The organism is Halonatronum saccharophilum DSM 13868 (genome assembly GCF_000517025.1).
GTDB lineage: Bacteria > Bacillota > Halanaerobiia > Halobacteroidales > Halobacteroidaceae > Halonatronum > Halonatronum saccharophilum.
On sequence record NZ_KI912091.1, the window covers coordinates 36,434 to 46,084 of the forward strand.

The following is a 9,651-nucleotide window of genomic DNA, read 5'->3' on the forward strand; positions in this document are numbered from 1 at the left end:
CAAGCTGACTTTCAATTCCAGATTCAAAAAAATCTTGACATAATAAGGGGTATATGTTAGAATTCATATTTGTAAGTGGTTTTCATTTGGAATACCAAAACCGCACGGTACGGGTTTTAAAAACAGTTATGTTACCTAGTTGTCGGCGAGTCTGAGGTAGAGGAGGTGCAAGATATGTACGCTATTATTAAAACTGGTGGAAAGCAATATAAAGTATCAGAAGGTTCAGTTCTTGATATTGAAAAGTTAGATGTTGAAGCTGGAGATACAGTTGACTTTGATGAAGTTAAAATGGTATCTACAGAAGAAGGTTTGAAAGTAGGCCAACCAACAGTAGAAGGAGCTAAAGTAACTGCTGAAGTTGTTGATCAAGTAAAAGGTAAAAAGATTATTGTATTTAAGTACAAGCCTAAGAATAACTACCGTAAGAAGAATGGACATCGTCAACCTTATACTAGAGTAAAGATTAAGAGTATTGAGGTATAGTAGTTAGATGATTCTAATTAAATTAGAGAGAGATAACTACAATAATATTATCCATTTTTCCGGTGATGGGCATGCAGAGTATGCTAATTCTGGAGAAGACATTGTCTGTGCTGCTGTTTCAGCAATATTGCAGACTGCTGTCTTTGGTCTATTAAGTTATTTAGAGGTAGATCTTAATATAGAGGTTAAAGATGGATGGTTATACTGTGATCTAGATTCTAAAGTAGCAAAGGATCTTAGAGTCAAGGCTATTTTAGAGACTATGTTAATAGGCTTAAAAGAGACGGAAAAGACTTATGGAGAATATCTTAATATAATTGAAGGGGGTGGAAAGAATGATTAAAATGAATCTACAACTTTTTGCAACTAAAAAGGGAGTTGGAAGTTCTAAGAATGGTCGTGACAGTATTTCTAAGCGTCTAGGAGTTAAGAGATTTGATGGACAATATATTAGTGCTGGAAGCATTCTTGTTCGTCAAAGAGGAACTAAATTTCACCCTGGTTTAAATGTAGGTCGCGGTGGAGATGATACTCTATTTTCTAAAGTAGATGGTTATGTAGCCTTCGAAAGAAATGGTAGAGATAAGAGACAAATCAGTGTTTATACTGAAGAACAATATAAAGCTATGGCATAAATCTAAAAGCTCCCAGTCATCACTGGGGGTTTTTTATTTTATTATTATATTTTTTGTGGACTTAATAATAATTTGATTTTGTGCTATAATAGTAATATAGTTGCACTTTGTGCAACTAGTGATTAGTAATGAGTGATGAGTAAAGTTGAAATCTTAAGACCATCTATTAAACTTTAGAGAGCAAAAAGGTTTTTGGCTTTTGAAGTTTTTACCCATTACTTATTACTGATTACTCATTACTATAATATTACATAAATGATTTAAGCTGACAACTGACGATTGATAGCTGTTAGCTAATAAAACAGGAGTTGATTTTAAGATGTTTGTAGATGAATCGATAATTGAGATAAAGGGAGGAGACGGCGGAGACGGAATGAGTAGTTTTCGTCGTGAAAAGTTTGTTGCAGCAGGCGGGCCAAGTGGTGGAGATGGAGGTAAAGGTGGAGATGTCATCTTTACTGTGGATGAAGGATTAAATACTTTACTTGATTTTAGAGAGAGAAAGTTCTTTGAAGCCCCTGCTGGAGAGAATGGAAAGAGCAAGAATATGCATGGTAAGGATGCAGAGGATCTTATAATTGAGGTGCCACCTGGAACTACTATAACTGATGTAGAGACAGGAAAGGTAATAGCTGATCTTTTAGAGTTAGGGCAAGAGGTAATTTTGGCCCATGGTGGAAGAGGAGGGCGTGGTAATGCTCGCTTTAAGACCTCTACTAGACAAGCTCCTAGATTTTCAGAGAATGGAGAACCAGGAGAAGAAAGAAAGATCAAGCTTGAATTGAAGGTCTTAGCTGATGTAGGCTTGGTTGGTTATCCTAGTGTAGGGAAGTCAACATTGATTTCTAAGGTTTCAGCTGCTAAGCCCAAGATAGGAGCTTATCATTTTACTACATTAAAGCCTAATTTAGGTGTAGTTAAGGTAGGAGACTACAGTTCATTTGTAATGGCCGATATTCCAGGGTTAATTGAGGGAGCCCATAGTGGGGTAGGTTTGGGTGATGATTTTTTACGCCATATTGAGAGGACTAAGGTAATAATTCATGTTATAGATGCTTCGGGTATTGAGGGAAGAGATCCTTTAAAGGATTTTGAGAGAATAAACTTAGAGCTAAAGAAGTTTAATGAGAAGTTATTAGAAAGACCACAAATAGTTGCAGCTAATAAGATGGATATTTCTCAAGGTGCCCAAAATATAGATAAGATCAAGGAAGAATTAGAGGCTAAAGGTTATGAGGTATACCCTATTTCGGCTGTAACTGGAGAAGGGGTAGAAGATTTAATTAGAAGAGCTGATACTTTAGTTAAAGAAACTCCAGACTTCTTATTAGAAGAAGAATCTGAAGAAGAGGTAGTTATTAGAGGTCCACAGCCAGATGACGAGGATGATGTTTTTGATATTGTAGAGGAGAATGGAGTCTTTAAGGTAGTAGGTAAGGATATTAAGCGTAGAGTTGCTATGGCTGACTTTACTACCGATGAAGGACTGTACTATTTCTTAAAGGTTCTTAAAAAACTAGGAGTTAATGATGCATTAAGGGAAGCTGGCATTGAAGAAGGAAGCACAGTAGATATTTATGGGTTAGAGTTTGAATATTATGATGAATAGGAGTGGTTTTATGTTAACTGGAAAGCAGAGAAGTTATTTAAGAGGAAAGGCTAATACAATGGATCCATTATTTCAAATTGGTAAGGATGGTATTACTGAAGGTGTAATTGAACAGGTTGATGAGGCTTTAGAAGCTAGGGAGTTAATTAAACTTAGAGTTTTGAATAACTCTTTATATTCGGCAAGAGAGGCAGCACATGAGTTATTAGAAAAATGTGAGGGTGAGTTTATCCAAGCTATAGGTAATGTTTTTGTTCTTTATCGCCAAGGAGATAAGGAGAACTCTAGATATAATTTACCTAAGTAGTGTAGAATTGAAAAAATCAAGAGCTTTTTGGAACCAGTAATTAACACGAATTAGCACTAATTTAGTTCAAAATCTCAAATTGTTTTTAAATTTTATTTTTAATTCTTAACTTTTAAAAAGTAGGGTGACTTTTATGAGAAGAAGTGTAAAAGAAGCGAGTAGGATAGTGGTTAAGGTGGGAAGTAGTACCTTGACCTACCAGAATGCAAAGCTTAATTTAGGGAGAATTGAGAAACTGATTCGAGAGGTTGTTGATTTAAGAAATAGTGGCAAGGAAGTTATTTTGGTTAGTTCAGGAGCAGTAGCGGCAGGTCAAGGGGAGTTGGATCTTAAGGACGGGCCAACGACTATACCCCAAAAGCAGGCTTTGGCAGCTATTGGACAGGGAATTTTGATGAAGACCTATCAGAAGATCTTTAGTGAGTATGGGCATAAGGCAGCCCAAGTTCTTTTGACTCAAAAGGATCTTACTGACCGTAAGAGATATTTGAATTCAAGAAATACTATAAATCAGCTTCTTTCCTATGGAGTAATTCCTATAATCAATGAAAATGATACGGTAGCTGTAGAAGAGATTAAGTTTGGAGATAATGATACACTATCCTCTCTTGTAAGTTCTTTAATTGATGCAGATCTTTTAATTATACTTTCAGATATTGATGGATTATATACAGCTGATCCACGTAAGGACAAAGAGGCTAGCTTGATTAGTCAAGTAGAAGAGATATCATCTGATATTGAGGCTATAGCAGGTGGAGCCGGTAGTGGTTTGGGAACTGGTGGAATGTTGACCAAGATTGAGGCTGCTAAGATAGCCACTAAGGCAGGGATTCCTTTGATTATAGCTAACGGTAGTGAGGATAGGGTTTTGACAAGTATACTCTCAGGTGAAGAGGATGGAACTTTATTTCTTCCTAAAAAGAGGCTAGCAAGCCGTGAAAAGTGGATTGCTTTTAACTTAGGTGTTGAAGGTAAGTTGCTTATTGATAATGGAGCAGCTAAAGCTTTAAGTCAAGGAGGAAGCTCTTTACTGCCTTGCGGTATCATAGGTGTTAAGGGAGATTTTCTAGCAGGAGCTGTGGTTGATGTAGTAGATGAAGAATCCAAGCTTTTAGCTAGGGGTTTGGTTAATTACTCAGCTAAGGAGATAGAGGATATAAAGGGTTTACATACAAGTGAGATAGAGGAGAAACTAGGCAATCAAGACTATGATGAGGTCATTCATAGAAATAATCTTGTCTGCCTTTAGGGCAGTGCAAAGAGTACCGATAAAAACGAAAGAGTAACTCTGCCCACGAAGAGTTTTTGGTCTTTAAAAACTCGTAGGGATAGACAATAAAGAAGTTCCTATTTTTTGACTTTATTTATTAGATATTCAATATTCTTTATTAACTGAATTCTTGTTGCTTTTTATAGTAAAATATGTATAATATAATTAAGGGAAATTAAGTAGATAAGGGAGATGGAAGGTAATGAGTATTAGAGAAGAGGTTGTTGCAAAGGCGAAGAAGGCTCAGGAGGGGGCTAAGGTGTTGGCCCATCTCAGTTCTGATCTAAAGAATGAAGCTTTAATTCAGATGGCTGAGGAGTTGGAGAATAGAGCGGAGCTTATCTTAGAAGGTAATAAGAAGGATATGGAGTATGGTAGGGATAATGATCTGCCTGAGTCTTTATTGGATAGATTATTACTGACTAAAGATAGGATTAAGGGTATGGCTGATGGATTACGAGTTGTAGCTAACTTTGAAGATCCTATCGGTAAGGTTGTCGAGATGAATAAACGTCCTAATGGAATGAAGATAGGAAAGGTTCAAGTTCCTTTAGGAGTAATAGGTATAATCTATGAGGCCCGTCCTAATGTTACTGCTGATGCTGCTGGTCTATGTTTGAAGGCTGGAAATGCAGTTCTATTAAGAGGTGGATCCAATGCTATCAACTCAAATCGAGCTATTGTAAGGGTTCTTTCTCAAGCTGCTCAAAGGGCTGGGTTGCCAGAAGGAGCTATTCAATTAGTTGATAATACAGATAGGGCAGCTGTGGAGGTTATGTTTAAGTTAAATGATTATCTAGATGTTCTAATCCCGCGTGGTGGGGCAGGACTTATCCAAGCCGTTGTTCAAAACTCTACTGTACCGGTAATTGAGACTGGTGTTGGTAACTGCCATACTTATATAGATTCAGCTGCGGATCTGGAGATGGCCAAAGAGATAGTTATCAATGCTAAGACTCAAAGGACTGGGGTCTGTAATGCTATGGAGACCTTGTTGGTACATGAAGATGTTGCCCAAGAGTTCTTGCCTACTATGGTTGAGGGGTTAAGAGATAAAGAGACCTTGGTAAAAGGTTGTGAGAAGGTAAGAAAGGTTGTAGTAGATGTTGAAGAGGCTACCCAAGAGGATTGGGAGACTGAGTACCTTGACTATATCTTAGCTATTAGAGTAGTTGAAGATCTTGATAGGGCGTTGGCCCATATCGATAAATATAGTAGTGGCCACTCTGAAGCTATTGTAACTGAGAACTATACTAAGGCCAATAAGTTTTTGGACTTAGTCGATGCTGCTGCTGTTTATGTCAATGCATCTACTCGCTTTACCGATGGTGGACAGTTTGGCCTTGGAGCAGAGATTGGAATCAGTACCCAAAAGCTCCATGCTAGAGGGCCAATGGGTGTAAACCAGTTGACTACAAACAAGTTCATTATCTATGGTAATGGGCAGATTAGATAAAAATTAATAGTTTTAAGCCAAAGAAGAGCAGTTGCTATTTAGCAGCTGCTCTTCTTTGTAGTTAATTGTAAAAAAAGCAAAACAAGTTCAATTTTTGACTTTTTATCCATTAGAACATATAATTATAGTATACTATACTATAGGAGCTGGTAGTGGTGATAGCTAAAGAAAAAGAGGTTTTAATCTCTTGGGGTAGGAGTAATAAGCTAGGTATTAATCAGGAGATGTTGGCCCCAAGGATTATATTAAATGAGGATGAGCTAGAAGAGGAGATAAAGAAGAAGGGAGATTTAATATCTAGTTTTAATGATGGTATAAATGAGATAAGCGATTTTGTAAAGGGTAAATACTTCTTTTTATTATGTATGAAAATTGCAATATAAAATGCACAGCCTTTATGGAAAAAAACACCTCATATGATGTGTTTATTTATGCTACATTTAAACCTATTTCAAATATATTATTAGAACTTTTAAAACCAAACATCTTCCTAGGATAATTATTAATCCATTTTTCAATTCTTTTAATTTGATTTCTACTAAGATTCTTAAAGCTACTTCCTTTTGGCAAAAACCTTCTAATCATTTTATTTAAGTTCTCATTACTCCCTCTTTGCCAAGAAGAGTAAGCATCAGCATAATATTGCTTTGTCCTTGGAATTTTACTTCTTGTAAAAGAAGTCTCTATTCCTGTATAGTTATAAAATTCTTTCCCATTATCAGTTGTAATAGTCTTGAACAATTCTCTAAACTTCTTTACTCCTATTCTTCTTTCTATTCGATCCAGACCTCTTATTACAGCTTCCTGCGTCTTATTAGGTATAATCTCTATTATTTCTTTTCTACTATACCTCTCCGTTAGAACTAATAAGAAAGGCTCTCCTTTTCCCTTTCTACCCTCTACTAGATCCATTTCCCAATGACCTACTTCTAACCTCTCATCAGCTGCTTTAGGCCTATCTGATATTCTTCTACCTTCTTTACGTCTTTTAGTTGATTCTTTTTCTTTCTTCTTTGTCTTTTTAGACTTTTTATAATTACCATAGGTCAACTCTTCTCTACTTACAAATAGGATGCCTTTATCTATATAATTATAGATAGTCTTCCAATGTAATTCTATTTCAAAATCTTCACTATTTTTTATCATATCTGCAATTACTTCTGGAGAATACTTATCTTTGATTTTTTCCTCTATAAACTCAGCTAACCTGTGATCTTTACCTATTTTTATTTTAGCTCCTTTAGCTGTAGCATTTTGATCATATACCTTTTGAGCCTTTAATGCATCATATTCTATTCTAATTGTATAGTCCCAATTTAATAGCTCTATTTTGCCTTTTTTAACCTCTCTGCTTATTGTAGTTCTATGTCTACCTAACTCTTGTGCAATCTCTTTGGGAGACTTGTTTTGTTGATTATACAAGTGTTCTATTACTTTTCTATCTTCCCATTTTAAGTGTTCACCTTTGTTCTCATTTGTGTTATAATTATCTTGGCACATATCAATACCTCACTTTATGTTATTTGTGGTTATTTAACATTATATATGAGGTATTCATATGTGTCATTTATTTTTTGCACTATCCGTGCATTTAATTATACAATGTTCCCTTTTTATTATGTAATAAAGAGGGAGTAGTGTTGGATTTTTTAGTAGGGGAGAAGATGGAGAGTAGTTTTAATGATAAGATTATTAAAGTAGGAACCTCCTTTGCTGAAGATAGTTGTGGGACAAATGCTATCTCAATGGCAATGTGGCTAAAGAGGGATGTTTATTTAAAACCAAAGGAGCACTACTGTGATTTTCTTAAGGGTTGGCACTGCTATGCTTTGCCTATTTTAGTGGATAATAAAATCATCGGTTATCTAGATCTATCAACTATAGATGTGAAGCTAAAGAAGGAGTTAATAGCTATAGCTATATTACTTAGAGATAAGATAGTAAATAGCTTTATAAGAAGGAAGAGTAGCTTATTTGATAAGAAAGGGCAGATAGAATTAAACGATGTTCAAATAAAAATCTTAGAGTTGATGGCTAAAGGGTTAAAAAGGGGTGAGATAGCAGATAAGTTATGCTGTTCTAAAAGTAATACCAAGTATCATAAGAGTAGGATTTTTGATAAGCTAGGTGTTAACTCTAAAGTTGAGGCTGTTTTAGAGGGAGTAAGAAGGGGATTGATTTCTTTGGAGGAGATTTGATTATGAGATGATAGTCAGAACAGACTACCCATTTGGGTAGTCTTGCAAAAATTATGCACAAAAACTACCCAAATGGGTAGTGAAAAGTCAATTTCAAGAAAAAGACTACCCTTTTGGGTAGTTTATATATCAGGATAATGATGGTAAAATGACTAATGTAATACTTCTCAAGGGGTAAATATAATAAAGTTTTAAGGGGGTGAGGGTTAATGAAGAGATTGAATGAGAAAGAATTGATGGCTGTTGATGGAGGGTTTACCATAACTGCTGGCTTAGTCATAAAATGTCTAGCAGGAGCAGGGGCAGGATCAGGAGCAGGTTTGTATGTCGGACGTAGACTTAATCCAAACAATTAATGAGTGATAAGTGAGGTTAAATTTTATAAGAATACGGAGGTATATAAAAATGAAAACATTAGACAATAAAGAATTAATGAATATTGATGGTGGTGTAGCTATAACTAAAGGAGCACTTTTAGTTGCAGCATGTACTGGACTTGGCTTTATAGGAGGATGTGCTGCTGGAATGACTGAGTAGTTATGATAATCATAATATTTAGTTAGCAATGTTATATATAACATTGCTAACTGTTTTAAATTTAGAAGCAGAGAAATAATTAATTAACCTGAATTATTAATGAATTTTCATTTCATTTAATTTAAAATCAGTTAGTGACTCTTTTTGAAGGGTTATTATTTTTTATTAACTAATATTTTACACAAGGAAGATAGAGTTATTCTATAGCTCTTATTTTAGCTATTGTTTTAGAATTTTTGAGTTATCACAGTTCATTATTTATCATTATTCTAACTGCGGGAGTAATCTTATATTTTCTAAAACAGCATAGAATTATTTTTGATAGTGGCAACTACTACACAATTTAAACTAAATACATCTCGCTGGTTTAATTACCTGTGAAGCAAGTTTAATAAGTTTTAAACGAATGGTATCCACTAGGTAAAACCATATCTTTAAAATAACTTAATAAATTATTGCAATTTAGGGCTAAAAAAAGTTATAAGAGGTTAGTATTTACAATTATACTCTTTTTAGTTTTATTTATACAAAAATACATAAGGGATGGGTAACAGATGGAAAAAGAAGAAGGTGTAATATTATCTACTGATGAAAGTAAAATAGTTCTTTTTGAATTTATTGGTTTTTGTATAAGTGTTTTATTTTTTTATATTCCATATCTTTCAATTTGGACTGTTGATTTTTCGAAAGTAAATTTAATAAATTTTATTTTATTTATTATTATGTTATTTCTAGGAATGCAGACACATGAATTATTACATGGGGTAGGTTTTATTATTTTTGGAAAAGTACAATTGAAAAATTTAAAATTTGGTATAAAATATAAAGAAGCAATCCTTTATACTCACTGTATTGTTCCAGTAAAGATGAAAGTTTATAGAATAGCAATTTTGTTGCCGGGTATAATATTGGGTGCTATTCCCTCTATAGTAGGATTGTTTTTAGGAAATCATTGGTTAGTTTTATATGGGGTAATTATGATTTCTGGTGCAGCAACGGATTTTGTTGTATTTTGGAAAAGTAAAGAGATAGAATCGCAAGAATATGTTATAGATCATTCTAATAAAATAGGCTTTGAAATAATTAAAGATACAGGAGGTATTGATCATTTTAAAAGAAAAGCCGAGAAGAAAACAGAAGAAAACAAGATAAA

13 protein-coding genes are annotated in these 9,651 nt (G+C 34.4%); 12 read left to right on the forward strand and 1 reads right to left on the reverse strand.

Annotated features, from left to right (window positions below; genetic code table 11):
* The first annotated feature begins 174 nt into the window (after positions 1–174).
* The 8 genes from rplU (at position 175) to HALSAC_RS0100330 (ending at position 6,146) form a co-directional block, all read left to right on the forward strand.
* Positions 175–486: a 50S ribosomal protein L21 gene (rplU, locus tag HALSAC_RS0100295; RefSeq protein WP_027338578.1), complete on the forward strand. Its 312-nt coding sequence runs from the start codon at positions 175–177 to the stop codon at positions 484–486.
* 7 nt (positions 487–493) lie between these two features.
* Positions 494–829, forward strand: coding sequence for a ribosomal-processing cysteine protease Prp (locus HALSAC_RS0100300; RefSeq protein WP_027338579.1), 336 nt, complete (start codon positions 494–496; stop codon positions 827–829).
* The gene (gene rpmA, locus HALSAC_RS0100305; protein ID WP_027338580.1) at positions 822–1,121 is read left to right on the forward strand and encodes a 50S ribosomal protein L27; all 300 of its coding nucleotides are present in this window, start codon (positions 822–824) and stop codon (positions 1,119–1,121) included. The genes HALSAC_RS0100300 and rpmA overlap by 8 nt, the downstream gene beginning before the upstream one ends.
* Positions 1,122–1,440: 319 nt before the next feature.
* On the forward strand, positions 1,441–2,730 hold the full coding sequence (gene obgE, locus HALSAC_RS0100310; protein WP_027338581.1) for a GTPase ObgE: 1,290 nt from the start codon (positions 1,441–1,443) through the stop codon (positions 2,728–2,730).
* A 10-nt stretch (positions 2,731–2,740) separates the two neighbouring features.
* Positions 2,741–3,037: a ribosome assembly RNA-binding protein YhbY gene (gene yhbY / locus HALSAC_RS0100315; RefSeq protein WP_027338582.1), complete on the forward strand. Its 297-nt coding sequence runs from the start codon at positions 2,741–2,743 to the stop codon at positions 3,035–3,037.
* 133 nt (positions 3,038–3,170) lie between these two features.
* On the forward strand, positions 3,171–4,286 hold the full coding sequence (proB, locus tag HALSAC_RS0100320; RefSeq protein ID WP_027338583.1) for a glutamate 5-kinase: 1,116 nt from the start codon (positions 3,171–3,173) through the stop codon (positions 4,284–4,286).
* Positions 4,287–4,509: 223 nt separating this feature from the next.
* A complete protein-coding gene (locus HALSAC_RS0100325) occupies positions 4,510–5,763 on the forward strand; it encodes a glutamate-5-semialdehyde dehydrogenase (RefSeq protein ID WP_027338584.1) in 1,254 nt (417 codons plus the stop codon).
* A 155-nt stretch (positions 5,764–5,918) separates the two neighbouring features.
* Entirely contained in the window at positions 5,919–6,146 is a 228-nt protein-coding gene (locus HALSAC_RS0100330; RefSeq protein WP_027338585.1) for a hypothetical protein, read from the forward strand.
* Between the two features lie 46 nt (positions 6,147–6,192).
* On the opposite strand, the gene HALSAC_RS0100335 is transcribed toward HALSAC_RS0100330, so the two are convergent.
* Positions 6,193–7,263: an IS30 family transposase gene (locus HALSAC_RS0100335; RefSeq protein WP_027338586.1), complete on the reverse strand. Its 1,071-nt coding sequence runs from the start codon at positions 7,261–7,263 to the stop codon at positions 6,193–6,195.
* Between the two features lie 140 nt (positions 7,264–7,403).
* Here HALSAC_RS0100335 and HALSAC_RS14585 point away from each other — a divergent pair, with 140 nt between their 5' ends.
* The 4 genes from HALSAC_RS14585 to HALSAC_RS14590 form a co-directional block, all read left to right on the forward strand.
* On the forward strand, positions 7,404–7,961 hold the full coding sequence (locus HALSAC_RS14585; RefSeq protein WP_051412019.1) for a helix-turn-helix transcriptional regulator: 558 nt from the start codon (positions 7,404–7,406) through the stop codon (positions 7,959–7,961).
* A 209-nt stretch (positions 7,962–8,170) separates the two neighbouring features.
* Positions 8,171–8,317 carry a class IIb bacteriocin, lactobin A/cerein 7B family gene (locus HALSAC_RS16725; protein ID WP_084804231.1) on the forward strand — a complete coding sequence of 49 codons (147 nt, stop codon included), beginning with the start codon at positions 8,171–8,173 and terminating at the stop codon, positions 8,315–8,317.
* 49 nt (positions 8,318–8,366) lie between these two features.
* Positions 8,367–8,498 carry a class IIb bacteriocin, lactobin A/cerein 7B family gene (locus tag HALSAC_RS16730; RefSeq protein ID WP_084804233.1) on the forward strand — a complete coding sequence of 44 codons (132 nt, stop codon included), beginning with the start codon at positions 8,367–8,369 and terminating at the stop codon, positions 8,496–8,498.
* Between the two features lie 554 nt (positions 8,499–9,052).
* A partial coding sequence (locus tag HALSAC_RS14590) for a DUF3267 domain-containing protein (protein WP_035571001.1) occupies positions 9,053–9,651 on the forward strand: 599 nt, incomplete at its 3' end.

Coding starts and splice junctions, on each gene's coding strand:
- rplU (WP_027338578.1), top strand. CDS start 175: ATGTACGCTATTATTAAAACTGGTGGAAAGCAATATAAAGTATCAGAA.
- HALSAC_RS0100335 (WP_027338586.1), bottom strand. CDS start 7,263: ATGTGCCAAGATAATTATAACACAAATGAGAACAAAGGTGAACACTTA.
- HALSAC_RS0100325 (WP_027338584.1), top strand. CDS start 4,510: ATGAGTATTAGAGAAGAGGTTGTTGCAAAGGCGAAGAAGGCTCAGGAG.
- rpmA (WP_027338580.1), top strand. CDS start 822: ATGATTAAAATGAATCTACAACTTTTTGCAACTAAAAAGGGAGTTGGA.
- obgE (WP_027338581.1), top strand. CDS start 1,441: ATGTTTGTAGATGAATCGATAATTGAGATAAAGGGAGGAGACGGCGGA.
- yhbY (WP_027338582.1), top strand. CDS start 2,741: ATGTTAACTGGAAAGCAGAGAAGTTATTTAAGAGGAAAGGCTAATACA.
- HALSAC_RS0100300 (WP_027338579.1), top strand. CDS start 494: ATGATTCTAATTAAATTAGAGAGAGATAACTACAATAATATTATCCAT.
- proB (WP_027338583.1), top strand. CDS start 3,171: ATGAGAAGAAGTGTAAAAGAAGCGAGTAGGATAGTGGTTAAGGTGGGA.
- HALSAC_RS16730 (WP_084804233.1), top strand. CDS start 8,367: ATGAAAACATTAGACAATAAAGAATTAATGAATATTGATGGTGGTGTA.
- HALSAC_RS16725 (WP_084804231.1), top strand. CDS start 8,171: ATGAAGAGATTGAATGAGAAAGAATTGATGGCTGTTGATGGAGGGTTT.